Source organism: Streptomyces sp. NPDC056883 (assembly GCF_042788835.1).
GTDB classification, from domain to species: Bacteria; Actinomycetota; Actinomycetes; order Streptomycetales; family Streptomycetaceae; genus Streptomyces; species Streptomyces stoeckheimensis.
The window spans coordinates 37,782-62,918 of record NZ_JBHUBS010000031.1 but is presented as its reverse complement, the minus strand read 5'-3'; the positions used below and the strand labels follow the sequence as shown (position 1 = coordinate 62,918).

Below are 25,137 nucleotides of genomic sequence, written 5' to 3'. Positions count from 1 at the left end.
ACCGCGCCTGGCCGCACTGCCAGGGCAACCGAGTACGTCCAGTACGCGGACGCCCCGACAGCACGGCCAGGCGCGGCGCCAGACGCCGCGGGCTCGGCCGACAAGATCCGAAAGATACGGCCTAGGCCGCCCGGGTGGGCCGGTGACCCCGCCGGCCCACCCGGCGTGCCGGGGCCGGGCGGATCCGGTTGGCTCGGAGCCGACGGCCCGGCCGGCGGGCGCGAGGAGGTCCGTATGACCAGCGGGTACCCGGCAGGCGCGCTCGGCAGGGCGGCGGCAACGGCCGCGATCCTCGCGGTGTCCGCCCTCGCCCCGCCGCCCGCGGCCATGGCGGACCCGTCCCCGGACCCGTCCCCGGCCGCGGAGGCCTGCACCGCCGGGACCGGGCCCTACCAGCGCGAGCTGGAAGCCCACGTGGGCCGGACGGCCGACGGGACGCAGGACGCCGGGGACTGCGAGGCGATCCGCACCTTCCAGCGGGCGAACGGCATCCGGCCCGCCAACGGCTACGCCGGGCTGGTCACCTTCCGGGTCGCGGTCGCGGTCGCCGCCCGTATGAACCCCAACGCCGCCGGCGACTGCCCGGTCCGTCAGCACCGGGTGACCTGCGTGGACCTGGAGCGCCAGATCCTGTGGGTGCAGCGCGGCCGCACGGTGGTCTTCCCGCCCGTGCCCGTCCGCACCGGACGCGACGACGACGAGACCCGCCCCGGCTGGCACGAGATCTACTGGCGCAGCGAGGACCACGTGTCCACGCTCTACGACTCCCCGATGCCCTACGCCCAGTTCTTCGACGAGGGCCAGGCCCTGCACGGCCGCCCCGGCAACCTGTACGCCCACGGCGGCTCAGCCGGCTGCGTCAACCTCACCGTCCCCGCCGCGCGGCGCCTGTGGGACCTGCTCACCGAGGGCGACGCCGTCTACGTCTGGGGCACCAAGCCCGGCACGGAGGGCTGACCACGGGCACGGAGGCCCGACCCCCCGGGTACGCAGGGCCGACTCCCGGCGCGCGGGCCACTCTTGGGACGGAACGGTGACACGACCGTACTGTCTCGTGATCCCCCATGTGATTTCCTGGCGATAAGCGCGCGACTGTCCGCGCGCGGGGGACATGGGGAGAACGAGAGTGAACCTGCAGCCGATACGCGGCCGCGCCCGCACCGGCCTGCCGGCCCTCCTGCTGGGCGCGGCCCTGCTGTTCACCAGCGCGTGCAGCGGTGGGGGCAACGGGGGCGGCGCCGGTGGGAGCGGTGGCGGAGACGGAGGTACCGGCACGACCGGTACCGAGGCGTCGAAGGCCGTCGTGAGCGTCAAGCCGGACGACGGGGCCAAGGAGGTCGCGACGAGCGGCATCCTCAAGATAACCAGCACCGGCGGCAAGCTCACCACGGTGACGGTCGCCGACACCAAGGGCAACGCGGTGGAGGGCAAGCTCGCCGAGGACGGCGCGAGCTGGGAGCCCGTCCGCAACCTCGCCTCCGCCACCGAGTACAAGGTGCACGCGGTGGCCAAGGACGAGGCCGGCCGCGAGTCCGCGAAGGACACCACCTTCACCACCCTCACGCCCGCCAACACCTTCATCGGCCAGTACACGCCCGAAGACGGGTCGACGGTCGGCGTGGGCATGCCGGTCTCGATCAACTTCTCCCGCGGCATCACCAACCCCGAGGCCGTCGAGAAGGCCATCACGGTGACGGCCGAGCCCGCCGTCCCGGTCGAGGGCCACTGGTTCGGCAACGACCGCCTGGACTTCCGCCCCGAGAAGTACTGGGCCGCGGGCACCACGGTCACCGTGAAGCTGGCGCTCGACGGAGTCGAAGGCCGCCCGGGGGTCTACGGCAAGCAGACCCGTACGGTCACCTTCAAGGTCGGCCGCTCCCAGGTCACCACGGTCGACGCGGCCGAGCACCAGATGAGCGTGGTCCGCGACGGCGCGGAGATCAAGAACATCCCGATCACCGCCGGCGCCCCCGCGAACACCACGTACAACGGGCAGATGGTCATCAGCGAGAAGTACAAGGTGACCCGGATGAACGGCGCCACCGTCGGCTTCGGCGGGGAGTACGACATCTCCGACGTCCCGCACGCGATGCGGCTGACCACCTCCGGCACCTTCGTCCACGGCAACTACTGGGCCTCGTCCGGCACGTTCGGCTCCGAGAACGTCAGCCACGGCTGCGTGGGCCTGAAGGACGTCCGCGGCGCCGGTGACGGCAGCCAGCCGGCCGCCTGGTTCTTCAACGAGTCGCTGATCGGCGACGTGGTCATCGTGAAGAACTCCAAGGACAAGATCGTCGCCCCCGACAACGGCCTCAACGGCTGGAACATGGACTGGGCGGACTGGATCAAGTAACCCCGTCCGGTACGCAGTCAGGTGGCCCGGTGCTGTGACCCACAGCACCGGGCCACCTGGCGTTAACCGGCGCTAACCTTCCCGTATGACCATCTCTCTCGAAGTCTCCGAAGGCGTCGGCGTCATCCGGCTGGACCGGCCGCCCATGAACGCCCTGGACATCGCCACCCAGGACCGGCTGCGCGAGCTCGCCGTCGAGGCGACCGACCGGGCCGACGTCCGTACGGTCGTCATCTACGGCGGCGAGAAGGTGTTCGCGGCCGGCGCGGACATCAAGGAGATGCAGACGATGGACCACGCGGCCATGGTCGCCCGGTCCCGCGGACTGCAGGACGCCTTCACCGCCGTGGCCCGGATCCCCAAGCCCGTGGTCGCGGCCGTCACCGGCTACGCCCTGGGCGGCGGCTGCGAGCTGGCCCTGTGCGCGGACTACCGGATCGCCGCCGACAACGCGAAGCTCGGCCAGCCCGAGATCCTGCTCGGCCTGATCCCCGGCGCGGGCGGCACCCAGCGGCTGTCCCGGCTGATCGGCCCCTCCAAGGCCAAGGACCTCATCTTCACCGGCCGCATGGTCAAGGCCGACGAGGCGCTGGCCCTCGGCCTCGTGGACCGCGTCGTCCCGGCCGCCGAGGTCTACGAGCAGGCGTACGCGTGGGCCGCCAAGCTGGCGCAGGGCCCGGCCCTCGCGCTGCGCGCGGCCAAGGAGTGCGTGGACGCGGGGCTGGAGGCCGACATCGACACCGGGCTGACGATCGAACGGGGCTGGTTCGCGGGCCTGTTCGCCACCGAGGACCGCGAGCGCGGGATGCGCAGCTTCGTCGAGGAGGGCCCGGGCAAGGCCAAGTTCTTGTAGGCCTGGTGGATCCGGTCGATCCGGTCGATCCGGTGGATCGCGTGGATCATCCCTGTGGGTGGATTAGCCAGGCCTTAAGGCAGCCTTAAGACGAATCGTTGATCCACTCTGGGTGACCATCGCTGCGCGGTGTGTCACCGCAGGTCAGGGGTGTGCGGCGGCCTCCGGGTTGCCGGTTGCATATGCCAGAACGACCCCTCGGAATCCACGATCCCGGGGGGTCTTTTCCTGCGGAACGGCCCGAACGGCCGTACCGGCCCTCCATGATGGGTGCATGGCGGGTCTGGAGGGTGTGGAACAGCCGCGGCAGCGCAGTAGCGCTTCCGCCGTACGGCTCACGGCGGCCCTGGAGGACGAACTGGGCCTCAAAGCACTGGAGTTGTACGGGAATCCGGCCGAGGCCGAAGTGACGCTGCCCTCGATGCCCGAGTCGGCCGGCACCGCCCGCAGGCTCACGCAGTGCGTGGTCGTACGCCTGTGGGGGCTCTCGCCGCAGATCGCCGAGCACGCGGTCCTGCTGGTCTCGGAGCTCGTGGGCAACGCCGTCCGGCATACGGGGGCCCGGTCGTTCGGTTTACGGATGCTCAGGCGGCGCGGCTGGATCCGCGTGGAGGTGCGCGATCCCTCGCGCGGGCTGCCCTGCCTGATGCCGGTGCACGAGATGGACACCACCGGGCGGGGGCTCTTCCTCGTCGACAAGCTCTCGGACCGCTGGGGCGCGGATCTGCTGCCGCGCGGAAAGATCACCTGGTTCGAGATGCGGGTGGCCGACCGCTGAGCGGCGCCCGCACTGCCCCCGGAACGCCAGAAACCCCCTGTCGCCGTTGTGGGGCGCTGCGGGGGTTTCGTGGGTGTGCCGAGGATCGAAGGGGGTGTGATCCTCGGCAAGGACTTCGCTCGGGTCAACGGGAAGCCGTGATTCCGACTATGGCAGACGAGGGACCAAATGCCAAAAGTCCCAAGTTGGACATAAGTGTGCATATCCTAAGACTTTCTACCTAAATCTTAGGTGAGATGGGCCACGAGCCTCGTAATCATTGAATAAATATCGACTGCTGTGAGTGAATCGTTGATCACATAGCGGACAGTCGCCGTGTGGTACCGGTTCGGCCGATGGTCCCGAATGGGGTCAATCAAGACCTACGCGGGCATCCACCCCTTAAATGGGCGGGTGCTCTGCTACCCGGACCGCCGATCCGCCCTCCGTGCCGGCGCGGCGGTCGCCGCCGGCGCCCTCACCGCCGCCTGTACCCCCGCGGGCCCCGCGGCCCCGGCGAAGGCCGCCCCGGACAAACCGGCCTCCCCGGCCAAGGCGGCTCCGGCCAAGGCGGCCCCCGCCCCGCGCCGGTTCGCCGGTCAGCCCGTGGAGATCGGGCACGGTCCCCGCGGCCGGTCCGGCGTCGCGCTCACCTTCCACGGCAACGGCGACCCCGCCGTCGCCAAGGCGGTGCTCGCCGAGGCGGAGCGGGCGGGCGCGCGGGTCACCGTCCTGGCCATCGGCGCCTGGCTCGACGCCCACCCGGAGATGGCCCGCCGGATCCTGGACGGCGGCCACGAGCTCGGCAACCACACCCAGCGCCACCTCGCGATCAACACCCTGCCCGAGGAGCAGGCGTACGCCGAGATCACCGGCTGCGCCGACCGGCTCAAACGGCTGACCGGATCCATCGGCACCTGGTTCCGCCCGTCCCAGACCCAGTACGCCACCCCCCTGGTGCGAAAACTTGCCCAGCGGGCGGGCTACCCGCACGTCCTCTCGTACGACGTGGACTCCCTCGACTTCACCTCGCCCGGTGCCGCGGCCGTCGTCCGCACCGTCATCGGCCCGATCCAAGGCGGATCGGTGGTGAGCCTGCACTTCGGCTACGCGGACACGGTCGACGCGATGCCACCCCTCCTCGAAGAACTCGCACGCCGCAAACTGCGCGCGGTGACCACCACGGAGCTGCTGACCCCATGACGACCACCCGCCTTCCCCGGAAGGCCACCGCGTTGCTGGCCGGTCTGGTCCTCGCCGCCCTCGCCGGCTGCGGAGCGGCCGACAAGGGACCCGCCGAAGCCCTCGGCACGAAGGGGCCCGCCGCGCCCGCCAAGGCCGTGCCGGCGGCGCCGCCGGGCCTGGCCGGAATGCCACCGCTCCTCGATCCGAACGACGTCTACGCGGCCGACCGGCCGAACAAACTCTCCCCGGTGGTCAAGGACTTCCCGTCCCGCGTCTACGTGCCGAACACCTCCTCCAACACGGTGTCTGTCATCGACCCGGTGACGTACAAGGTCATCGACACCATCCCCGTCGGCATCCAGCCCCAGCACGTGGTCCCCTCCTGGGACATGAAGACCCTCTGGGTCAACAACAACCGGGGCCACACGCTCACCCCGATCAACCCGGCCACCGGCGAGGCCGGCAAGCCCGTCGAGGTGCACGACCCGTACAACCTGTACTTCACGCCCAACGGCAAGTACGCGGTGGTCATGGCCTCGATGGACAAGGAGCTGGTCTTCCGCGATCCGCACACCATGGACCGCGTGAAGACCGTCCCCGTGACCTGTTTCGGCGTCAATCACGCCGACTTCTCCGCGGACGGCCGCTACTTCATCGTGAGCTGCGAGTTCTCCGGTGAACTGCTCAAGGTCGACACCGAGAAGATGGAGGTCATCGGCCAGCAGAAACTGCCGTTCGAGGGCGCGATGCCGCAGGACGTCAAGGTCTCGCCGGACGGAAAGACCTTCTACGTCGCGGACATGATGGCGCACGGCATGTGGGTGCTCGGCGGCGACAAGTTCGAGACCCCCAAGCTGCTGCCCACCGGAAAGGGCTGCCACGGCCTGTACGTCAGCCGCGACTCCAAGGAGATGTACGTCTCCAACCGGGGCGAAGGGTCCGTATCCGTCTTCGACTTCACGCAGAACAAGCTGACGAAGAAGTGGGAGCTGCCCGAAGGCGGCAGCCCCGACATGGGCGGGGTCTCCGCCGACGGCAAGGTGCTGTGGCTCTCGGGCCGTTACAACTCCGAGGTCTACGCCATCGACACCACCACCGGCAAGCAGCTCGCCAAGATCCCGGTGGGCGGCGGACCGCACGGCCTCGCCGTCTACCCGCAGCCCGGCCGCTACTCGCTGGGCCACACCGGCATCTTCCGGTAGGACGCCGCATCCGGCAGGACGTGGGAGTGCCCCGGGGGCTCGCACAGCTCCCGGGGCACGCTCATGCGCTCAACGTCACCAGGCGACGGGGAGCCGCTCGGGAAGCCGCTTGATGAAGCCGGTCCGCCACACGAGGTTCTCCGCCGGCACCGCGAGACGCAGCTCGGGCAGCCGCTCGACCAGCACCTCCAGCGCGATCTCGGCGTGTGCCCGGCCCAGCGCGGAAGCCGGGCAGAAGTGCCGGCCGGCGCCGAAGGCGAGGTTGGCGTTGGAGCTCTCGCGCTCCAGGTCCAGCTCGTCGGGGTTCTCGAAGGCCTCCGGGTCGAAGTTGGCCCCCTCCAGCAGGACGAGGACCAGCTCGCCCTCCTTGACCAGCACGTCCCCGACCTGGATGTCCGCCATCGCGATGCGCGGCAGGCCGTCGCCGACGGACAGGTTCCAGCGGAGCAGCTCGTCCACGGCCTTGCCCATGCGCTCCGGGTGCTTGCGCAGGTACCCGATGAGCTCGGGCTTCTGCAGCAGCGCCAGGACCGCCAGGGTCAGGAACGCGGAGGTGGAGACGGCGCCGGCCCCGAAGAGCGAGACGGCGACGGTGGCGAACATGTCGTCGGTCAGGTGCGCCGACTCAGGGTCCGCCTCCTTCAGCTCGGCGAACTTGCCGAGGAGCCCCGTACGCTCCTCGGCAGGCAGCGCCAGCTGCGTCCTCAGCTGCTTCTCGAAGTAGCCCACGTCCTTGTACCAGTTGAGCGCGGAGTCGGCGAACGGCTCGCGCGCGGTCATGAACGCGACGTCCAGACCCGACATCAGCCGCCGCCCGTCCTCGAACGGCACGCCCAGCACCTGGCAGTGCATGGCCGCGGAGAAGGGGTCGGCGAACCCGGCCCGCAGGTCGGCGGGCCCCCCTTCGGCGAGGAGCTGGTCGATGAGCTCGCCGGCCTTCGCGCGCAGCCAGTCCTGCAGGCCCTTCTGGCGCGGGTTGAGCGCCTTCATGACCGCGTTGCGCAGTCCGGCGCTGTTGATGTTGCCCATGTTGTTGACGACCTCGGGCGGGATCGTCAGCGCGTACTGGCGCGGGACGCCGGCATTGGCCGTGTCCTTGAGGCTGAAGCGCTCGTCCTCCAGTACCTGCTTGGCCAGCGCGTAGCTGCTCACCAGCCAGGCCGGGTCCCCGGTGAGGGTGCGGACCTGTGCGACCGGAGCCTTCTCGCGCAGCCAGGTGCACTCCTCGGGGAGCACGTCACCGCGCCGCGAGAGGGGGAAGTCGACGAGGGGCCCGGTGGTCTGTCCGCCGCCCTGATCGGAATGGGCCTCAAGCTGCTCGACGCTCATCGACGGTCCCTTCGGTTGGTGCGGTGTGCGTGTGCGTGATCGGGTGGTTCGGGTTGCTCTGCGCCGTTTCGGCCGCCTCGGGGCGCACCACGGCGTATGCCTGGTTCCTCGTCGCGCGGAGTCCCCCACCGCGCGCAAAGAGGACGTCGGTCATCGGCATCTTGACGTGGTAGGCCGCCACGGAGGACGGCACGTCGAGAATGCTCGGGGTGTCGATGAAGAACGGCAGCTCTGCCGCCATGTAATCGAAACACACCTGCAACTGTGCGTCGGTGATTGATTCACCTTCCGGCAACTTGGAGCCGACAAAGTGGAGGGCCATTTCCTCGCAGCCCTTGCGGAATTCGTCGTCGGTCTCCAGGAAATGGAGTACGCGTCGGTGCAGAAGTTGGTAGACGGGGTTCGTCTGGAACTCCGAAAGTGCCCTCACTCGGATCTCGGCGTTCGGAGGTCCTGATTCCTCCACGCCCTTGAGAATCCTTCGCCGGACTGCCTTGATTTCCTTCGTCGCACGCTTCTCCGCGTGTTCCCGGGTGTAGCCGAAGGCGGCGAACATCCCGTCCACGTGGAGGTCTGCGTAGACGAAGTCGACCTGTGCGAAGCGGGTCGTGGCCCATCGGGTGAGGCTGGATATGCGCTCGGAGCTGAAGTAGCTGTTGCCAGGACTCACTCCGATGAGCACATGGTCGCCGTCTTCCCAGATGTGGTGGCAAGTGCGGGTGAAGGGCAGAACTTCGAATGATGCGTCAGCTGTGATCGTCACCTGTGTGATCGCCCTTGTTGCCGCTTGTCCCTGGGAGCCCTGCGCTCCCGGTGTGGCGGCAATGTCACTACGTTATGCGGTGGTCCCGGAGCGTGACAAGTGGAGGCTTGAATTGTTGGCTGGAATTATCGCTTCCGCACTACGGAAGAGTAATTGAATTTCTATCTGCCGCTCGAACGGGACCCGGGGCGTGAGGGGGCCGGGCGTGCCGCTACCCTGAGCCGGTCAACAAGCACCAAGCAAGAAGGGGTGGACCCAGTGGCGGACATCGAGAGCGCACGGACGACGTTCGGCAAGTTCGACGTGAACGGTGACGGCTTCGTCACGGCCGACGAGTTCCGTTCGGCGATGGCGGAGATGGGCGACCCGTTCGTCACCGGCCCGGTCGCGGAGGCCGTGATCGCCGCCAAGGACTCGAACGACGACGGCCTGCTGAGCTTCGACGAGTTCTGGGCCTCCCTGAACAAGTAAGCACCCGCGCCGCCCCCCGGCCCCCTGTCGGGCCGGGGGCGCGCGTCAGGCCTCGCGCGGCCCGCCGGTCATGCCCTCCACCTCGGCGAGGGCCTCCTCCAGCCAGCGCAGCCAGAAGGTCTCCAGCCCGGTTCCCGCGTGCAGCACGACACGCCGCAGCCGGTCCTCGTCGGAGTCCCGGCCGGCCGGGAAATCCTTCTCCTCGATGCCCTCGTACACGGCCAACTGGGCCCGGTGCAGCTCCAGGTGCCGCCGCAGCTCGGCGGCCAGCCCCTGCGGCCCGACCACCGCGGCCGCCCGGATCCGCAGCAGCAGGGGATCCCGCACCGCCTTGGGGTCCTGACGCTCCCCGACCCACCGCGCCAGCTCCCCGCTCCCGGCGGGCAGCACCTCGTACTCCTTCTTCTGCCCGCGCACGGGACCCTCGCTGGGCAGCGCCCGGATCAGCCCGGACTCCTCCAGCCGGCCGAGCTCGCGGTAGATCTGCTGGTGCGTCGCGGACCAGAAGTACCCGATCGACTTGTCGAACCGCCGGGTCAGCTCCAGCCCCGACGAGGGCTTCTCGAGCAGGGCGGTGAGGATGGCGTGCGGGAGCGACATGCGGCCATCCTAGGTTTGCGGCAGATCGAGGACCGCGATGCCCTTCTCCAGGGCGAGGCTCCCGCCGCACGGGACGACGGTTCCCCAGTCGCCACCGCCACTGCGGTGCGTCCAGCGCCATGTACCCCGGTGCTCCCTCCCGGTCCAGGACCGAGGGGTCCGTCAGCGCCTCCTGCAGTTCGTACGTGCTCAGGAGTCCGACCGGGCTCCACACCCAGCCGGCGGAGAGCAGGCGCCGTCCGTCCGGACTCACGGCGAGCCCGGTCGAATGCGTGCGGGTACCGGAGCCCGCTGGAGTGTTCGGCCCCGTCCGGGGGGCAGCGGCGGAACCCGCCGACCGCGTCGACCAGTTCTCGCCGTCCCACCGGAGGGACAAGGGTGCGCTCGATGTCTCGATCATCATCACGAAGCGCGAACCTGCCTACCTCCAGGCGGCCAGTGCCTCCGGATTGCGGGGCCCGGGGGCACCCGCCTCCAGCAGTCCGTGGGCCCGCAACAGCGCGGCCACCGCCGGGGACCAGGCCTGGCGCAGGCCCGCCTCGGTCAGGAGGGCCGGCTCTGAGAGGAGGGCTTCGGCCGGACCGAAGCGGATGCCCGCCGGGGTCAGGACCGCCGCGTCGTCGGCCCAGCGGACCGCCAGGTCCACGTCGTGGGTGGCCATGACCACCGTCGTGCCGGAGGCGCGCAGTCCCGCGAGGACGTCGAGGAGCCGCTCCTGGCCGTCCGGGTCCAGACCGGCCGTCGGCTCGTCCAGGATCAGCACCCGCGGAGCCATCGCCACCGCGCCCGCGATCGCCGCGCGCTTGCGCTGGCCGTAGGAGAGCAGATGGGTGGGGCGGTCCCGGAGCCGGGTGATGTCCAGGGCGGCGAGGGCCGAGTCCACGCGGGCGCGGACCTCGGGAGCGGGCAGCCCCAGGTTCATCGGGCCGAAGGACACGTCCTGTTCGACCGAGGCCGCGAACAGCTGGTCGTCGGGGTCCTGCACCACCAGCTGGACGGACGTGCGCAGCCGGGTCAGTCCGGCCCGGTCGTACGAGACCTCCGTGCCGTCCAGCCACAGCGATCCCGCGCCGGGCCGCAGGCCGCCGCTCAGCAGCCGCATCAGCGTGGTCTTGCCGCTGCCGTTGCGGCCCAGCAGGGCCAGCGCCCGGCCCGGCGCGATGGCGAAGTCGACGCCGGTCAGGACCGCCGGGCCGTCCTCGTAGGCGTAGCCCGCACCGGACAGTTCCACCACCGGGTTGAGTGACGGGTTCACGAGTACAGCCCCTTCAGGGTGAGGGTCAGGGTGATCAGGGCCGCCAGCAGGCCGGCGGTGGCCGTCAGGAAGCGCCACGACAGGGCCGCCTCCGGTACGAGGACCCGCAGCGCGCCGTCGTAGCCGCGTCCGGCCAGACCCGCCTGGAGCTTGGCCGCGCGGTCGAAGGCCCGTACGAAGGAGGTGGCGGCCAGCCCGGCCAGGGACCGCCACAGCGCCGCCCGGCTCGTGTGCCCGAGCCGGGCGGCCTGGGCCCGGCGGACCTGGGCCATGGAGTCGAGCAGCAGGAAGCCGATCCGGTACATGACCAGGGCCACGTCCACCACGGGGGCCGGCACCCCGGCCCGGACCAGCCGGGGCAGTACGTCGGAGACCGGGGTGGTGAAGGCGAACAGCAGCAGCCCGAGCGAGGCCGCCGAGGTCCGCAGCAGCAGTTCGGCGGCGAGCCGGGGGCCGTCGGGGGCCAGGGACACCGGCCCCGCCGGGCCGCCGACCGCGAACAGCAGGGGCAGCGCCCCGGTGAAGCAGAAGCCGAGCGGGATCCGGAAGGCCCGCCAGAGCTGCCGGCCGGCCACCCCGGCCGGGCCGAGCAGCACGGCGAGGGTGGCGGCGGCCACCAGCGGCCCGCCCGGCCAGGGGGGCAGGCACACGGCGGTGACCGTCAGCCCGATCCCGAGCAGGGCCTTCTCCAGCGGGTGCCGGCCGCGCCAGCGACTGCCGTGCGCGGCCACGTCGATCGGCAGCACCCGGCTACGCCTCCGGTGCGGCGGCGGGAGCGGCCGCAGCGGCGGCCGCGCCCTGGCGGCGGCCCTTGCGGACCCCGAAGTAGTACGCGAGGACGCCCGCGCCCAGCGCCGCCTGCAGGGCGAACAGCGCGGACTCGACCTCGCCGGAGGGGGGCTCGTACAGCGGGGAGAACCAGGGCTCGTAATCCGGCTTCAGCTCGGTGATCGCCGCCTCCGCCTGCGCGTCGGCGCCGGCGAAGGGCTCCTCCTTGCCCTCGCCCAGCCCCAGCGCGATCGGCAGGACGGCCAGCGCCGCCACCAGGAGCAGCAGCAGGGTGTTGATCTTCGCGTTCTTGGACATCCCGCTCATCAGGCCGCCGCCTTCTCTCCGGTACGGGGGGCCGTCAGCTTGGCGACACCCAGCCGGACCAGGTCCGACTTGCTCGACGCCATCAGCAGCCGCATCACGAGGACGGTCAGCAGCCCCTCGCTCACGGCCAGCGGGATCTGCGTGACCGCGAAGATCCCCCCGAACTTCGCGAGCGAGCCCACGAACCCGGAGGCCGGGTCCGGGAAGGCCAGGGCGAGCTGCACGCTGGTGACGCAGTAGGTGACCAGATCGGCGAAGAAGGCGCCGAAGAACACGGTCACCATCAGCGGGAGTCCGGACGTGCGCAGGAGCCGGTAGACGGCGTAGCCCGCCCACGGGCCGGCGATGGCCATCGAGAAGACGTTGGCGCCGAGCGTGGTGAGTCCGCCGTGCGCCAGCAGCAGGGCCTGGAACAGCAGGGTGATCGTGCCGAGCACCGCCATGATCGGCGGCCGGAACAGGATCGCCCCGAGCCCGGTGCCGGTGGGGTGCGAGCAACTGCCCGTCACCGAAGGGATCTTCAGGGCGGACAGGACGAAGGTGAAGGCCCCGGACGCACCGAGCAGCAGCGTGCTCTCCGGGTTGGCCTTCACCTCTCGGGTGAGCGAGCGGACGCCGTGGACGACGAAGGGGGCGGACGCGGCGCCCCAGGCGACCGCGTGCAAAGGGGGCAGGAACCCCTCGGCTATATGCATGGGTAGGGAGACCTCTCCAGCACCTCGTGGATGGACAACGCGCCCCGGCCGGTCTCCTGGCTCACGGGTTGACGTCCATGCTCCGCCTTCCCGGGCAGCGCGGAACCTCCCGCGCAGCCCAGTGGCTTTCCCGCAGGAGTGGAGCCGGACTTCCCGATCACAGTGGCGAGGGCCGCACCGGTTTCCCACCGGTTTCCCGAACACCAAGGCCCGCTGACCCTAGTCGGCCGCACGGACCGGGAACAACCCGCCCCAATCGCGCCGCCGCCTGTCCGGATTCCGCTTCGCCGTGACTCTCCGCCACCGGGGTCGCGGTCTCCTCCCCAAGGGTGGGGAGCCGAGGGGGAGTTCCGTAGGCCCGCCGTCGTGGGCGACCGGCGGATCCGGGGCCCGGCGCCGTTCCGCCCGGGTGGTGCACGCTTGGACGGGTGCGGTGTGGCGCACGCCCGGACGGGTGCGGTCCGCTGGCGGGTCCGCCCCGGGACGCCGAGCCTGGTGGGGTGACCACCGAATCCGATGCCGCGCCCGCCTCCGACTACTCCGACCTGACCGCCGTGGTGATCAACTGCACCCTCAAGCGGTCTCCGGAACGGAGCCACACGCAGGGCCTGATCGACGTCAGCACCGGCATCATGAAGCGCCAGGGCGTCCGGGTCGAGGTGCTCAGGGCCGTGGACCTCGACATCGCGACCGGCGTCTGGCCGGACATGACGGAGCACGGCTGGGAGACCGACGAGTGGCCGGTCGTCTACTCGAAGGTCATGGCCGCGGACATCCTCACGCTGGCCGGGCCCGTATGGCTGGGTGACAACTCCTCGGTCATGAAGCAGGTGATCGAGCGCCTGTACGCCTGCTCGTCGATCCTCAACGAGCACGGCCAGTACGCCTACTACGGTCGCGTGGGCGGCTGCCTGATCACCGGCAACGAGGACGGCGCCAAGCACTGCGCGATGAACGTCCTGTACAGCCTCCAGCACCTCGGATACGTCATTCCGCCGCAGGCGGACGCGGGCTGGGTCGGCGAGGCCGGCCCGGGCCCCTCGTACCTCGACCCCGGCTCCGGCGGGCCGGACAACGACTTCACGAACCGCAACACGACCTTCATGACCTGGAACCAGCTCCACCTGGCGAGGATGCTCAAGGACGCCGGTGGCATCCCCGCCCACGGAAACCAGCGCTCCGAGTGGGACGCCGGCTGCCGGTTCGACTTCGAGAACCCCGAGCACCGCTGAGCTCGGGCCGGCCCGTCAGATGAGGTCGCGGTGGCGGCCCACCTTGGTGGAGAAGAGGTAGAGCGGGGGCAGGAGGGCGGCGGCGCAGACGGTCCAGAGCGCGGTACGGGCGCCGAAGTGGGTGGCGAGGAGACCGGCGGTGAGCGCGCCGAGCGGCAGCGCGCCCCAGGAGACGAAGCGGACCGTGGCCATCACGCGGGACAGCAGTTCCGGGGGTGACTGCGTCTGCCGGTAGGTGCGGGTGGTGATCGAGCCGATGACGGTGCCGAAGGCGAAGCCGGCGTTGCCCAGGGCGAACCAGAACGCGTCCCCCGCCGACGTGGTCAGCGGGGCGAGCAGGAGCAGCGCGCCGCCGGCCAGATCGGCCAGGATGATGCCCCGCGCGGTGCCGAGGCGCGTGGTCACGCGGACCGCGACGGCGGCGCCGGCGAGCGCGCCGACCCCGTCCATGGCAAGGACGAGACCGAGCTGCATGGAGTCGAGGCCGGCTCCGCGGACCAGGTAGAGGGGGGTGAGGGCGACGAGGGCCGCGTTGAGGAAGTTGGCGGCGGTCGCCCAGATCATGCAGGGGCGCATGACCGGGTGCTTGGTGACGTAGCGCCATCCCGCGCGGATCAGCCGCAGCGCGCTCTCGCCGGTGCGGGGCGCGGGGCGGCTCTCGGGGAGGGTGCGCAGGAGCACGGCGGAGGCCAGGTAGCTGGCGGCGTCCACGACGATCGCGCCGACCGGGCCCGTCACACCGATCAGGACGCCGCCGAGGGAGGGTCCGCCGGTGTCGGTGACGGCGTGCGTGCCCGACATGACGCTGTTGCGGGCGGCCAGCTGCCGGGCCGGGACGACGGCGGGCAGGAAGGTCGAGTTGCCGATGTCGAACAGCACGGTCGCCGAGCCGGTGACGAGCGCCGCGAACACCAGGTGCGGATAGGTGAGCGTGCCGATCCACCAGGCGAGCGGCAGCGATCCGAGCGCCGCGAACCGTACGAGGTCGAGCGTGACCTGGAGCCGGCGCAGCGGCACGCGCTGCGCGAGGACGCCCGCCGGGAGGCTGAGCAGCAGCCAGGAGACCTGCCCGGCGGCGGCGAGCAGGGCGACCTGGAAGGCGGTGGCGTCCAGAACGGTGAGGGCGACGAGCGGCAGGGCGAGGGAAGTGACGGCGGTGCCCGCGCCGCTGACCGTGGCGGCGGCCCAGAAGCGCCAGAAGACGCCCGGCGACGAGGTCTCCCGTTCGTCTTCGCGTCGGTCGTGCTCTTGGATCGCTTGCGTTCCGCTCATGCGGAGCCCACCCCCGGGTCTTGTCAGTCTCTTTTGGGAACTAACCTGTTCCAGGTGAGTTTCTATCCGGAACTGACCTCATGGCGCAAGATGGTTCCGACGAACGGCCGCCGTGCGCGCAGAAGTGGAGACGTGGTGATGAGGTCGATCCCCGAGCGGGACGCCGCCTGTGCGATCGCGCAGGCCGCGGCGGTGGTCGGCGACTGGTGGAGCCTGCTCCTGATCCGGGAGACCGCCAGGGGGCACCACAGGTTCGACGCGCTCCAGGAGGAGCTGGGCATCTCCCGGAAGGTGCTCGCCGAGCGCCTGGCGCACCTGGTGGAGACGGGGGTGCTGGAGAAGGTCCCGTACCAGGAGCGGCCGACGCGGCACGAGTACCGGCTGACCGAGAGCGGCCGGGGGCTGCTGCCGGTCCTGCTGTCGATGCAGGACTGGGCCGACCGCTGGCTCCTAGGTGACGGCTCTCTCAGCGGCACCGCCGGCGAGGCGAGCGCGGAGGCGCGGCGCGTCGCGGACCTGACCGGCCGGCAGTTGCCGCGCCTGCGGCTGTCCGGTCACCGGGACGGCGTGCCGGTCGACCCGGTGGCCGACGCCGTGGCCACCGTCCTGTTCTGCTATCCGGCGACCGGGAGCCCCAGCCCCCTGCCGGAGGGCTGGTCGCAGATCCCCGGCACCGTCGGCTGCACGCTGGAGAACCGGCTCTTCCGGGACGCCTACGAGGACTTCCGCGCCGCGGGCGCGGAGGTGCGCGGCGTCAGCACCCAACGCCCCGACGAACAATGCGTGTTCGCGAGCCAGGAGGGCATCCCCTTCACCCTCCTCTCCGACGTCGACCTCCGCCTCGCCGCCGCCCTGCGCCTGCCGACCTTTCGTGCCGGACAGCTGCTGCGGCTGAAGCGGACCGTGCTGGTCGTCGACCGCGACGGCACGGTGCGGCACGCGCGCTTCCCGGTGACGGACATCCCGGCGGCGGTGAACGAGGCGCTGGCCGAGGTGCGGCGCCTGGCCGCGGAGGACTGACATCGCGTCGTCGCGGGGTTCGGTCGCACGCCGTATCGATCGTCCTCCGCCGAGACGGTCTAGCTCTGCTTCTTGGACTCCAGCCACTCCACATAGTTGTGCGAGGCATTGCTGCCCTGCTTCCCCGGCGAGATTTTCATGATCGCCTGGTTCTTCTCCGGGTCCCCGGTCAGGTACGCCTCGGTCAGGACGTACGGAAGGCCATCCACGCGGAACCGGATGCTTCCGTCGGGGTAGGCGCTGACGCGAATCCTTCGGCCGTCGGGAAGGGTGACGTCTTCGGTGAAGTGCGCCTTGACGGGCTGATCAGCCATACAGACCTCCAGGTCGTACAGGCTCGATGGGGCTGTCAATCTACTGCCAACACCCAATGCTCCAAGGGCAGTTCGGTGAGCGAGCCTTCGTGTGGACGCACCTGGCCGCCCTGCTCGAGCGGTCCGGCGGGATGCCGGTAGGTCCCGGCCCGGCCTCCCGCCGGTGGGTGTTCAGCAGACGTTCGGGTGCGCGATGTCCAGGACGAAGCGCTCCGGAGCGTGCAGCTTGAAGGAGGTGTAGGCGGGCTTGGTGTCGAAGGCGGCGCCGAAGGTGACGTACCCCTCGTAGTCGCCGGTCAGGGCGATGCCCTTCAGCTTGGGCAGGTAGATCTTGAGGAGCTTGGGCCCGCGGTAGACGTTGTTGCCCGCGTCGTCGTGTCCGGCGGCGGGGTGCAGGCGGATCTCCAGGAAGTACCGCCCGGCCAGCGGGACGGGCTTGCCGGACCCGTCGTAGACCAGCTTCGGGACGGGGGTGACGGTGACCCCGGGTACGTACCCCTGAAGGTCGATGACCACCCGGTCGTACGTGCAGTGACCGCCCCAGCGGGCATTGACGACGAGCGGAGTCTGGGTGGCCGTGGTGGTGGATGCGGCCGTGGTGGCCGCGGCGGAAGCCGGTGCGGCGAAGGCGAGCATGGCGGTGAGCAGTGCGCCCAACCCCAGTGCGGTGGCCTGCCGGCGGCGTGGACGGTTCATTGCGTCCCCTCGATTCCGAGAGACGGGGAACGGTGTCACCCGTGAAGACGCGCCCGCTACGGTCGTGGTTGCACCGGGATCACCCGGTCTGCCGGGTCCCGCGGGGTGCCGCCGGATCCGCCCCGGTCAGCTGGGCAGGAGGGCGCTCAGCTCGGCGTCGAGGTCGTAGTACCGGTGCTCCTGGCCGCGCGGCACCAGCTCGGTCATCCGGCGGCACAGCGCCTGTACGTCCTTGGCCCGGGCCGACACCACGCACGACTGCTCGCCGTTGCTGAAGGCGAAGAAGACCCGCGGCTCGGTGCCCTTCCAGCGGGGCCACACCTGTATGTCGCCCTCGCCGGTGGCGCAGACCTGGCCGTCGAGCAGCAGTTCCCGGGAGAAGACCCAGCGGGCGAGGTGCATGCCGGCACCCTCGAAGTCGAGGGAGATCTCGTAGGGCCGCTTGGTGCGGTACACGAAGACGCCCCGCACCGGGACGGCCGCGGGCGCGGTCTCCAGGCGCAGCGGGAGGACGCGGTGTTCGGTGCCGGTCATGCGGGCGCCTCTCTCTCGGGGTGGGCACTCGCCGGCGCACGCGCCACATTTGCCCACTCCGGCAAGCTAGCCCACCCCCGGGCCCCTTTCCCGTGGCCAAAGGTCCCGTCCGGCCGGGCCGCTCGGCCCGACTTCTCCCGACGCACCGAGCCCCGGCCTCCGGGGGGAGGTCGGGGCTCGGCGGAAGGACGTGACCGGGGCGGGGGCCCCGGCCGGAACTACGGGAGCGGGTTGTAGATGAAGGACTCGTGGGAGTTGGACTGGCCGATCGCGGTGAAGCCCGAACCGTTGGCCTGGGCGCCGTTGTTCTGGTTGGAGGCGCCGAAGCCCGAGGCGACCTGCTGGGCGGTGGAGGAGTTGCCGGTGTTGCTGCCGCCGACCCCGCTGCCGAGGACGCCGGCGAGGGCCGCGTTCGACGCGGTCCCGGCCGCACCTGCCCCGTTGTCGGCCTGGGCGACGCCCGAGAAGAGCGCGAAGGCGAGGGGGAGCGATGCGGCGGCCGCCATCACGCGGATGCTGCGGGTGCTTGCCATGTTTCAAGTCCTCCAGTTAAGCAAAACGGCTGTGGTCCAAGACGGTTGGCCGACCGTCGGGGGTGTGGACGCGACGTCGTGCCCTCACCCTGGCGCAAGTGATCATCAAGAAACCAGCCCAGACTGCCTTGTTCCCCCTCAAGCATGAGTAACCCACCGTCAAACCTCATATACCCCCCAATCCCGAACGAAGTTACTGGCGTAACCCACCTGTCCGGCAGGGGAAACGACGAAGGCCCCGACGCCAAGCGTCGGGGCCCGAATCGGTCAGGTCGGTCAGGTCGGTCAGGGGGTACGGATCAGCACTCGATGACGTTGACCGCGAGGCCGCCGCGGGCGGTCTCCTTGTACTTGACCTTCATGTCGGCGCCCGTCTCCTTCATGGTCTTGATGACCTTGTCGAGGGAGACCTTGTGGCTGCCGTCGCCGCGCATCGCCATCTTGGCCGCGGTGACGGCCTTGACCGCCGCCATGCCGTTGCGCTCGATGCAGGGGATCTGCACGAGGCCGCCGACCGGGTCGCAGGTCAGACCGAGGTTGTGCTCCATGCCGATCTCGGCCGCGTTCTCGACCTGCTCCGGGGTGCCGCCCAGCACCTCGGCCAGCGCGCCGGCCGCCATCGAGCAGGCCGAGCCGACCTCGCCCTGGCAGCCGACCTCGGCGCCGGAGATCGAGGCGTTCTCCTTGAAGAGCATGCCGATCGCTCCCGCGGCGAGGAGGAAGCGGACCACGCCGTCCTCGTCGGCGCCCGGCACGAAGTTCATGTAGTAGTGCAGGACCGCCGGGAGGACGCCCGCCGCACCGTTGGTCGGGGCGGTGACGACCCGGCCGCCGGCCGCGTTCTCCTCGTTGACCGCCATCGCGTAGATGGTCGCCCACTCGCTGCGGTGCATCATCGGGTCGCCCTCGGTGCGCAGCTGGCGCGCCGTGGAGGCGGCCCGGCGCTTGACCCGCAGGCCGCCGGGGAGGATGCCCTCGCGGGACATGCCGCGCGCGACACAGGCCTGCATGACGCGCCAGATCTCCAGCAGACCCTCGCGGATCTCGTCCTCGGTGCGCCAGGCCTTCTCGTTCTCCAGCATCATCGAGGAGATCGACAGGCCGGTCTCGTTCGCGAGACGGAGCATCTCGTCACCGCTGCGGAAGGGGTACTTCAGCGGGGTGTCGTCCAGCTTGATCCGGTCCTCGCCGACCGCGTCCTCGTCCACGACGAACCCGCCGCCGACCGAGTAGTAGGTCTTCTCCAGCAGCGGGGTGCCCGCCTCGTCGTACGCGAAGAGCGTCATGCCGTTCGCGTGGTACGGGAGCGAGCGCCGGCGGTGCAGGATCAGCTGGTTCGGCTCGTCGAAGTCGATCTCGTGGCCATCGCCTATTTCAGTGCCGAGCAGGCGCAGGCGGCCCGTCTGGCGGATGCGCTCGACCTCGGCGTCGGCGGTCTCCACGTTCACGGTGCGGGGCGAGTGGCCCTCCAGGCCCAGCAGCACCGCCTTGGGGGTGCCGTGGCCGTGCCCGGTGGCCCCGAGCGAGCCGAAGAGCTCGGCGCGGACCGAGGCGGTCTGGGCGAGGACGCCGTCCTTCTTGAGCCGGGTCACGAACATGCGCGCGGCGCGCATCGGTCCGACGGTGTGGGAGGAAGAGGGACCGATGCCGATCGAGAAGAGATCGAAGACGGAGATGGCCACGGTTGCGGACTCCTATGTCTGCTCGTGGGTGGGAAGCGTGGGCAGGAGGGGTTGATCGGGGTGATCTGCGGATTTTGTCCGGCAGCCGAGCTTAACGCGGTGAGGTGAACAGCTCGGCCGCCGGACGGGTCGGGAGGGGGACGCTCAGGCGTGGCTCAGTTCGCGCTCCGGTGCGTCGGACTGCTCGGCGGCGGGGGTGTCGGCCCCGGGGGCGTCCAGGACCGGGTCCGGGCCCGGCAGGCCCGCGTAGTGGGCCTTGACCCCGGACCGTACGGCCCAGAAGTAGAAGCCCAGGGCCGAGAGGCCCACGAGGGCGATGTCCACGCCGCCCGGGATGACCCCGTGGCCGCCGAATTCCTTGCTGCCGAGCGCCGACAGGGTGCCGAGCCACAGCAGGAAGGCGATCATCCACCAGGCCGGGGCGAACTGCTTGGCCAGGTTCTTCTCGCCCTTGCGCTTGAGCACGACGGCCGCGATCGGGGCGGCGACCAGGGTGAGGAGCACCACCTTGCCGGTGTCGGGCCACTTGGACCAGTACAGGGCGCAGGCGGCGAAGGCGAAGGTGATCGGGCACAGGATCCGGGCCGCCGGCAGGCGGAAGGGACGGGGCAGCTCGGGCTTGGTCTTGCGGAAGACGCCGACCGCGATCGGGCCGATGAGGTACGAGACCACCATCGCGGCGGAGACCACGCTGGCCAGGGCCTCCCAGCTGTGGCCGACGGTGACCAGTAGCAGGATCGAGAAGCCGAGGTTCAGCCACATCGCGGGACGCGCGGTGCCGTACTTCGGGTGGACCTCGCGGATCTTCTTCGGGAAGAAGCCGGTGTCCGCGAGGTTCTGCGCCATGTACGAGGCCGAGGCGACGTTGCCGATGTTCGCGCCGGACGGGGAGATGAAGGCACCGAACTGGAGCATCGTGACGACCCAGTGCAGCATCAGCATCTTGGCGAGGTCGGCGAACGGCGAGGAGAAGTTGATGCCGCTCCAGCCGCCGGCCTCGGCCAGCTTCTCCGGCGGGACACCGCCGATGAAGGCGATCTGCAGGGCCAGGTAGATGACCAGGCCGAGGGAGAGCGCGCCGACCAGGGCCAGCGGAATGGCGCGGCCGGGGTTCTTGGCGGCGCCGCCGAGGTTGACGACGGCCTGGAAGCCGTTGAAGGCGAAGACCACGCCGGAGGTGGTGACGGCGGTCATGACCGCCGACCAGCCGTTGGGCGCGAAGCCGCCGTGGTCGGTGAAGTTGCCGGTGTGGAAGCCGGAGGCGATCAGGGCGATCACGGCGAGCACCGGGATGGCGAACTTCACCAGGGTGAGGAGGTTGTTCGCCTTGGCGAGCAGCGCGACCGACCAGTAGCAGGCCAGCCACAGCGCCACGGTCAGGAACAGCGCCATCGCCATGCCGGAGGTCGTCAGGCCGCCGTTCTCGACCAGGCCCTTGGCCCAGCCGAAGTTCCAGGAGGACATGTACTGCGTACCGGCGATGGACTCGATCGGGATCAGGGCCGCGATGGCGATCCAGACCGCCCAGCCGGTGATGAAGCCCAGCACCGGCCCGTGCGAGATGGTGCCGAAGCGGGCCATCGAGCCGGGCAGCGGGTAGGCGGCGCCCACCTCCGCGTAGGACATGGCGATCATGCCGATGAAGACGGCACCGATGACCCAGGCGATGATCGCCGCGGGCCCTGCGACGGCGGCCGCCTGGCCCGCCCCGAAGAGCCAGCCCGATCCGAAGATCGAGCCGAGCCCGATCATGATCAGGGCGAAGAGACTGAGTCCCTTCTTGTTCGCTGCGCTCATGTCCATGAGGTGTGCTGTCCGTCCTGCCAGGGGGTCTGCGTCGATCCTTTATTCGGAGCCTATTTGCCATTTATTGGAAGAATCAGCGGCAATAGGTCGCATCCGCCTGGGGCTTTGGTCATGAAAGGGGCCCGGCCCTGTGCACAACAAGACCGGGCCCCCTCAAGCCGGTGCCTAGAGCGTCGGGTACAGCGGGAACTTCGCGGCGAGCGCGGAGACGCGCGCCTTGAGGTCCTCGGCGTCGTACGCCGGCTTCAGCGCCTGCGCGATGATCTCGGCGACCTCGGTGAAGGCCTCGGCGTCGAAACCGCGGGTGGCCAGCGCCGGCGTACCGATCCGCAGACCCGAGGTGACCATCGGCGGCCGCGGGTCGTTCGGGATGGCGTTGCGGTTGACCGTGATGCCGACCTCGTGGAGGCGGTCCTCGGCCTGCTGGCCGTCCAGCTCGGAGTTGCGCAGGTCGACCAGGACCAGGTGCACGTCGGTGCCGCCGGTGAGGACGTCCACGCCCACGGCCTTGACGTCGTCCTGGACCAGACGGGCGGCGAGGATCTTCGCGCCCTCCAGGGTGCGCTCCTGGCGCTCCTTGAACTCGGGCGAGGCCGCGACCTTGAAGGAGACGGCCTTGGCCGCGATCACGTGCTCCAGCGGGCCGCCCTGCTGACCCGGGAAGACCGCGGAGTTGATCTTCTTGGCCAGCTCCTGCGTCGACAGGATGACACCGCCGCGCGGACCGCCGAGGGTCTTGTGCGTGGTGGTGGTGACGACGTGGGCGTGCGGCACCGGGTTCGGGTGCAGACCCGCGGCGACCAGGCCCGCGAAGTGCGCCATGTCGACCATCAGGAACGCGCCGACCTCGTCCGCGATGCGGCGGAAGGCGGCGAAGTCGAGCTGGCGCGGGTAGGCGGACCAGCCCGCGACGATCAGCTGCGGCTTGGTCTCCTTGGCGAGGCGCTCGACCTCGGCCATGTCGACCTCACCGGTCTCGTCGACGTGGTACGGGACCACGTTGTAGAGCTTGCCGGAGAAGTTGATCTTCATGCCGTGGGTCAGGTGACCGCCGTGGGCCAGGTTCAGGCCCATGATCGTGTCGCCCGGCTTGATCAGCGCGAACATCGCGGCCGCGTTGGCCTGCGCGCCCGAGTGGGGCTGCACGTTCGCGGCCTCGGCGCCGAAGAGCGCCTTGATGCGGTCGATCGCGATCTGCTCGACCACGTCGACGTGCTCACAGCCGCCGTAGTAGCGGCGGCCGGGGTAGCCCTCGGCGTACTTGTTGGTCAGGACCGAGCCCTGGGCCTCCATGACGGCGACCGGAGCGAAGTTCTCCGACGCGATCATTTCCAGGGTGGACTGCTGGCGCACGAGTTCGGCGTCGACGGCGGCGGCGACGTCCGGGTCGAGCTCGTGGAGGGGCGTGTTCAGTACAGACATCAGGGTTCCCTGGGTCAGTTGCCGGCGGTGAGCTTGGCGTACTCGTCGACGGAGAGCAGGTCGGCCGGCTCCTCCGTGACGCGCACCTTGAAGAGCCAGCCACCCTCGAACGGAGCCGAGTTCACCAGCGACGGGTCGTCGATGACGTCCTGGTTGAACTCGACGATCTCGCCGGTGACGGGGGAGTACAGGTCGCTGACCGACTTGGTCGACTCCAGCTCGCCGCAGGTCTCGCCCGCGGTCACCGTGTCACCCACCTCGGGAAGCTGGGCGTAGACGACGTCACCGAGCGCGTTGGCCGCGAACTCCGTGATGCCGACCGTCGAGACGCCGTCCTCGGCGACCGACAGCCACTCGTGCTCCTTGCTGTAACGCAGCTGCTGGGGGTTGCTCATGGCCTGATTCTCCTGGATGCGGGGGAGTGGATACGAACGGTGGTCGTGCGAGGGCGGCGCGGGGCGCCGACGTGCGGGTACGAGCTGTACGAGGATTACTTCTGCCGCTTGTAGAACGGCAGTGCCACGACCTCGTACGCCTCATGCGTACCGCGAATGTCCACGCCGACGCCGGAGGTGCCGGGCGCGGCGTGCGCCGCGTCGACATAGGCCATCGCGATCGGCTTGCCCAGCGTCGGGGACGGGGCGCCCGAGGTGACCTCGCCGACGACCTGGCCGTCGAAGGTCACGGAGAAGCCCGCACGCGGAACGCGGCGGCCCTCGGCGATCAGGCCGACCAGCTTGCGCGGCGGGTTGGAGGCGGCGCGCTCGGCGGCGGCCTCCAGGGCGGCGCGGCCGACGAAGTCGCCCTCCTTCTCGAACTTCACGACCCGGCCCAGACCCGCGTCGAACGGGGTGAGGGAGGTGGTCAGCTCGTGCCCGTACAGCGGCATGCCCGCTTCCAGGCGCAGGGTGTCGCGGCAGGACAGACCGGCCGGGACCAGGCCGACGCCCTCGCCCGCCTTGGTCAGCGCCTGCCACAGCTCCACGGCGTGCTCGGGGGCGACGAACAGCTCGAAGCCGTCCTCGCCGGTGTAGCCGGTACGCGCGATCAGCGCGGGCACCCCGGCGACCGTGCCGGGCAGGCCGGCGTAGTACTTCAGCCCGTCCAGGTCGGCGTCGGTGAGGGAGGCGAGGATGCCGGGGGACTCCGGACCCTGCACCGCGAGCAGCGCGTACGCGTCGCGGTCGTCGCGGACCTCGGCGTCGAAGCCGGCGGCGCGCTCGGTGATCGCGTCCAGGACGACCTGGGCGTTGGAGGCGTTCGCGACGACCATGTACTCGGTCTCGCCCAGGCGGTAGACGATCAGGTCGTCGACGATGCCGCCGTCTTCCTGGCAGATGTGCGTGTAGCGGGCGCGGCCGACGCCGACGGTGGAGATGTTGCCGACCAGGGCGTAGTCCAGGACCTTGACGGCCTCGGGGCCCGTCAGGGTGATCTCGCCCATGTGGGAGAGGTCGAACAGACCGGCCTTGGTGCGGACGGCGTTGTGCTCGTCGCGCTCGCTGCCGTACCGCAGGGGCATGTCCCAGCCCGCGAAATCGGTCATGGTCGCACCGAGGGAACGGTGCAGCGCATCGAGGGCGGTCAGGCGGGGGGCAGTGCTCATGGGTGTGGCTCCCGGGTCCCAGGGCATGACATGACGAGGAGGAGTTCCTCCCCATCTGTCATCGGAACCTGAGAGGTTCGCCGAGAGTTCCCCGCTTCAAGGGGAAGGCCATCGACTTGCACCTTGGGTGGAACCGTCGCCGGAGCCCTCACGGGCGGTGGCGCGGCTCGCTTTTCAGATCTGCCTCATCCACGCGGTACGGGGCCTGAGAGATTCAAGGGAGGTACTTGCTCCTTCGGCGCCCGGGCACCGCCTTGCGGCGTGCCGGGACTCTCCCGCGCGGATTCAAGCGGCCGGTATGCAGTTAGGTGTCCAGATGGCGCACATCATTGCACGACGTGCGGCCGAATGGGGGAGGGGGTCCGCAAGCGGAGCGGACCGGGAACGGAACCGGCGCCGCCGGATTACCGTCTCTTTACACTCAGGGGGAACGGGTCCCGTGACCCGTATCGGGGGAGGCGA

26 protein-coding genes and 2 riboswitches are annotated in these 25,137 nt (G+C 70.3%); of the genes, 9 read left to right on the top strand and 17 right to left on the bottom strand.

Annotated features, from left to right (window positions below; translation table 11 throughout):
• The first annotated feature begins 234 nt into the window (after positions 1–234).
• From ACFRU2_RS40135 to ACFRU2_RS40110, 6 genes are all read left to right on the top strand, one after another.
• The gene (locus ACFRU2_RS40135) at positions 235–957 is read left to right on the top strand and encodes a L,D-transpeptidase (RefSeq protein WP_382981269.1); all 723 of its coding nucleotides are present in this window, start codon (positions 235–237) and stop codon (positions 955–957) included.
• 154 nt (positions 958–1,111) lie between these two features.
• A complete protein-coding gene (locus ACFRU2_RS40130) occupies positions 1,112–2,353 on the top strand; it encodes an Ig-like domain-containing protein (RefSeq protein ID WP_382981268.1) in 1,242 nt (413 codons plus the stop codon).
• Positions 2,354–2,438: 85 nt separating this feature from the next.
• Entirely contained in the window at positions 2,439–3,206 is a 768-nt protein-coding gene (locus ACFRU2_RS40125; RefSeq protein ID WP_382981267.1) for an enoyl-CoA hydratase/isomerase family protein, read from the top strand.
• Positions 3,207–3,480: 274 nt separating this feature from the next.
• Positions 3,481–3,984, top strand: coding sequence for an ATP-binding protein (locus ACFRU2_RS40120; RefSeq protein ID WP_382981266.1), 504 nt, complete (start codon positions 3,481–3,483; stop codon positions 3,982–3,984).
• Between the two features lie 345 nt (positions 3,985–4,329).
• Complete coding sequence (locus ACFRU2_RS40115; RefSeq protein WP_382981265.1) at positions 4,330–5,166, top strand: polysaccharide deacetylase family protein; 837 nt, start codon at positions 4,330–4,332, stop codon at positions 5,164–5,166.
• Complete coding sequence (locus ACFRU2_RS40110) at positions 5,163–6,350, top strand: YncE family protein (protein ID WP_382981264.1); 1,188 nt, start codon at positions 5,163–5,165, stop codon at positions 6,348–6,350. Before ACFRU2_RS40115 ends, ACFRU2_RS40110 begins: the two co-directional genes overlap by 4 nt.
• 75 nt (positions 6,351–6,425) lie before the next feature.
• Here the strand turns inward: ACFRU2_RS40110 and ACFRU2_RS40105 are convergent, their stop codons facing one another.
• On the bottom strand, positions 6,426–7,679 hold the full coding sequence (locus tag ACFRU2_RS40105; RefSeq protein WP_382981263.1) for a cytochrome P450: 1,254 nt from the start codon (positions 7,677–7,679) through the stop codon (positions 6,426–6,428).
• The gene (locus tag ACFRU2_RS40100) at positions 7,660–8,442 is read right to left on the bottom strand and encodes a tRNA-dependent cyclodipeptide synthase (protein WP_382981262.1); all 783 of its coding nucleotides are present in this window, start codon (positions 8,440–8,442) and stop codon (positions 7,660–7,662) included. The genes ACFRU2_RS40105 and ACFRU2_RS40100 overlap by 20 nt, the downstream gene beginning before the upstream one ends.
• A 258-nt stretch (positions 8,443–8,700) precedes the next feature.
• Here ACFRU2_RS40100 and ACFRU2_RS40095 point away from each other — a divergent pair, with 258 nt between their 5' ends.
• Positions 8,701–8,913, top strand: a complete 213-nt coding sequence (locus ACFRU2_RS40095; RefSeq protein WP_243336380.1) for an EF-hand domain-containing protein — start codon at positions 8,701–8,703, stop codon at positions 8,911–8,913.
• Between the two features lie 45 nt (positions 8,914–8,958).
• On the opposite strand, the gene ACFRU2_RS40090 is transcribed toward ACFRU2_RS40095, so the two are convergent.
• The 5 genes from ACFRU2_RS40090 to ACFRU2_RS40070 all read right to left on the bottom strand — a co-directional run bounded on the left by ACFRU2_RS40090 (position 8,959) and on the right by ACFRU2_RS40070 (position 12,558).
• Positions 8,959–9,513, bottom strand: coding sequence for a PadR family transcriptional regulator (locus ACFRU2_RS40090; protein WP_382981261.1), 555 nt, complete (start codon positions 9,511–9,513; stop codon positions 8,959–8,961).
• Positions 9,514–9,934: 421 nt separating this feature from the next.
• The gene (locus tag ACFRU2_RS40085; protein ID WP_382981260.1) at positions 9,935–10,768 is read right to left on the bottom strand and encodes an energy-coupling factor ABC transporter ATP-binding protein; all 834 of its coding nucleotides are present in this window, start codon (positions 10,766–10,768) and stop codon (positions 9,935–9,937) included.
• Positions 10,765–11,514 carry a cobalt ECF transporter T component CbiQ gene (cbiQ, locus tag ACFRU2_RS40080; protein WP_382981259.1) on the bottom strand — a complete coding sequence of 250 codons (750 nt, stop codon included), beginning with the start codon at positions 11,512–11,514 and terminating at the stop codon, positions 10,765–10,767. The genes ACFRU2_RS40085 and cbiQ overlap by 4 nt, the downstream gene beginning before the upstream one ends.
• A 4-nt stretch (positions 11,515–11,518) precedes the next feature.
• Complete coding sequence (locus ACFRU2_RS40075; RefSeq protein WP_382981271.1) at positions 11,519–11,854, bottom strand: energy-coupling factor ABC transporter substrate-binding protein; 336 nt, start codon at positions 11,852–11,854, stop codon at positions 11,519–11,521.
• A gap of 8 nt (positions 11,855–11,862) precedes the next feature.
• The gene (locus ACFRU2_RS40070) at positions 11,863–12,558 is read right to left on the bottom strand and encodes an energy-coupling factor ABC transporter permease (RefSeq protein WP_382981258.1); all 696 of its coding nucleotides are present in this window, start codon (positions 12,556–12,558) and stop codon (positions 11,863–11,865) included.
• A 28-nt stretch (positions 12,559–12,586) separates the two neighbouring features.
• Positions 12,587–12,781, bottom strand: a riboswitch (cobalamin riboswitch).
• Positions 12,782–13,058: 277 nt separating this feature from the next.
• Here ACFRU2_RS40070 and ACFRU2_RS40065 point away from each other — a divergent pair.
• On the top strand, positions 13,059–13,790 hold the full coding sequence (locus ACFRU2_RS40065; protein ID WP_382981257.1) for a flavodoxin family protein: 732 nt from the start codon (positions 13,059–13,061) through the stop codon (positions 13,788–13,790).
• A 15-nt stretch (positions 13,791–13,805) separates the two neighbouring features.
• Here the strand turns inward: ACFRU2_RS40065 and ACFRU2_RS40060 are convergent, their stop codons facing one another.
• Positions 13,806–15,062 carry an MFS transporter gene (locus ACFRU2_RS40060; RefSeq protein ID WP_382981256.1) on the bottom strand — a complete coding sequence of 419 codons (1,257 nt, stop codon included), beginning with the start codon at positions 15,060–15,062 and terminating at the stop codon, positions 13,806–13,808.
• Between the two features lie 138 nt (positions 15,063–15,200).
• Here ACFRU2_RS40060 and ACFRU2_RS40055 point away from each other — a divergent pair, with 138 nt between their 5' ends.
• Entirely contained in the window at positions 15,201–16,082 is an 882-nt protein-coding gene (locus tag ACFRU2_RS40055) for a winged helix-turn-helix transcriptional regulator (protein WP_382981270.1), read from the top strand.
• A gap of 59 nt (positions 16,083–16,141) precedes the next feature.
• Here ACFRU2_RS40055 and ACFRU2_RS40050 read toward each other — a convergent pair whose 3' ends face one another.
• From ACFRU2_RS40050 to gcvT, 9 genes are all read right to left on the bottom strand, one after another.
• Entirely contained in the window at positions 16,142–16,396 is a 255-nt protein-coding gene (locus ACFRU2_RS40050) for a hypothetical protein (protein WP_382981255.1), read from the bottom strand.
• 171 nt (positions 16,397–16,567) lie between these two features.
• On the bottom strand, positions 16,568–17,092 hold the full coding sequence (locus ACFRU2_RS40045) for a hypothetical protein (protein WP_382981254.1): 525 nt from the start codon (positions 17,090–17,092) through the stop codon (positions 16,568–16,570).
• A 126-nt stretch (positions 17,093–17,218) separates the two neighbouring features.
• Positions 17,219–17,626, bottom strand: a complete 408-nt coding sequence (locus tag ACFRU2_RS40040) for an SsgA family sporulation/cell division regulator (protein ID WP_382981253.1) — start codon at positions 17,624–17,626, stop codon at positions 17,219–17,221.
• Between the two features lie 218 nt (positions 17,627–17,844).
• Complete coding sequence (locus tag ACFRU2_RS40035; protein WP_382981252.1) at positions 17,845–18,159, bottom strand: hypothetical protein; 315 nt, start codon at positions 18,157–18,159, stop codon at positions 17,845–17,847.
• A 299-nt stretch (positions 18,160–18,458) separates the two neighbouring features.
• Positions 18,459–19,841, bottom strand: a complete 1,383-nt coding sequence (locus ACFRU2_RS40030) for an L-serine ammonia-lyase (protein ID WP_274549670.1) — start codon at positions 19,839–19,841, stop codon at positions 18,459–18,461.
• Between the two features lie 144 nt (positions 19,842–19,985).
• Positions 19,986–21,644, bottom strand: a complete 1,659-nt coding sequence (locus tag ACFRU2_RS40025) for an APC family permease (protein ID WP_382981251.1) — start codon at positions 21,642–21,644, stop codon at positions 19,986–19,988.
• A gap of 168 nt (positions 21,645–21,812) precedes the next feature.
• Positions 21,813–23,069 carry a serine hydroxymethyltransferase gene (glyA, locus tag ACFRU2_RS40020; RefSeq protein WP_382981250.1) on the bottom strand — a complete coding sequence of 419 codons (1,257 nt, stop codon included), beginning with the start codon at positions 23,067–23,069 and terminating at the stop codon, positions 21,813–21,815.
• Between the two features lie 14 nt (positions 23,070–23,083).
• Positions 23,084–23,464, bottom strand: a complete 381-nt coding sequence (gene gcvH / locus ACFRU2_RS40015) for a glycine cleavage system protein GcvH (RefSeq protein WP_250746304.1) — start codon at positions 23,462–23,464, stop codon at positions 23,084–23,086.
• Positions 23,465–23,559: 95 nt separating this feature from the next.
• Complete coding sequence (gcvT, locus tag ACFRU2_RS40010; protein ID WP_382981249.1) at positions 23,560–24,675, bottom strand: glycine cleavage system aminomethyltransferase GcvT; 1,116 nt, start codon at positions 24,673–24,675, stop codon at positions 23,560–23,562.
• Between the two features lie 184 nt (positions 24,676–24,859).
• A riboswitch (glycine riboswitch) is annotated at positions 24,860–24,963 on the bottom strand.
• Positions 24,964–25,137 lie beyond the last annotated feature (174 nt).